The sequence below is a fragment of the Dendronalium phyllosphericum CENA369 genome, assembly GCF_016056275.1.
GTDB classification, from domain to species: Bacteria; Cyanobacteriota; Cyanobacteriia; order Cyanobacteriales; family Nostocaceae; genus Dendronalium; species Dendronalium phyllosphericum.
The window spans coordinates 1-855 of sequence record NZ_JAECZA010000271.1; the positions used below are offsets into that span (position 1 = coordinate 1).

Genomic DNA, 855 nt, shown 5'->3' on the forward strand with positions numbered 1-855 from the left:
TATCTGTACCGCTCATGGTAAGGGTAGAGAGCATGATTTTCGTATATTTAAAAATAGTAAAGTTAGGTTGAGAAAAGACATAAAATGCTTGGGAGATAAAGGTTATCAAGGTATTCAAAAACTACATAGCAATAGTCAGATTCCTAAGAAAAAACCTAGAGGAGGTAAGTTAACTTGTGAGGATAAAAAGAGTAATCAAAAATTAGCCAAAATCAGAGTTTTAGGTGAGCATGTAAATCGGAAGCTGAAGATATTTAAAATTTTGTCCCTCACTTATAGAAATCGTCGAAAAAGATTTAGTTTGAGGTTTAATCTGATTGCTGCTCTCTACAATTACGAGCTTCATCTTTCCCAAACCGAATTTGCTTAAGCGACTTTTGCAAGAGGTCTAATAATTAACCAACATTTTAAGGTAGGATCACAATTAACTATTGCGATGGATAGAACGCAGTGGAGAGAAAATAATGTGTTAATGGTTAGTGTGATTTACCAAAAAAGAGCATGGCCAATATATTGGTGCTTATTAGAGAAAGATGGTAGCAGTAACTTAGAAGAACAGCAAAAAGTATTACGTCCAGTAATCCGCTTGTTAAAAAAGTACAAATTAGTGATTATCGGAGATAGAGAATTTCATAGCGTAGAACTGGCGCATTGGCTCCACAAGCAGAACCAGAGTTTTGTATTCCGTCAAAAAAAGGATACGACTTTTCAAGAAAAAAGACAAAAATTTCAGCCTTTAAGTAGCATTGAGATTTACCCTGGAATTCGTCAATTTTATCCCAATGTTAAGTTGACTCAGAAAAAAGGTTTTGGTCGGTTTAATTTAGCACTCTACTGGAAAAGAAAGTATAAAAG

The 855-nt window shown here is 34.3% G+C and carries 2 protein-coding genes; both read left to right on the plus strand.

Features of this window, described 5'->3' with window-relative positions:
• Positions 1–370, plus strand: a 370-nt coding sequence (locus I8752_RS30195) for a transposase family protein (protein WP_214435878.1), incomplete at its 5' end; no start/stop codon positions are given.
• Positions 371–436: 66 nt separating this feature from the next.
• Positions 437–855 (plus strand): transposase (locus I8752_RS30200; RefSeq protein WP_214435879.1); only part of this gene is annotated, 419 nt, incomplete at its 3' end.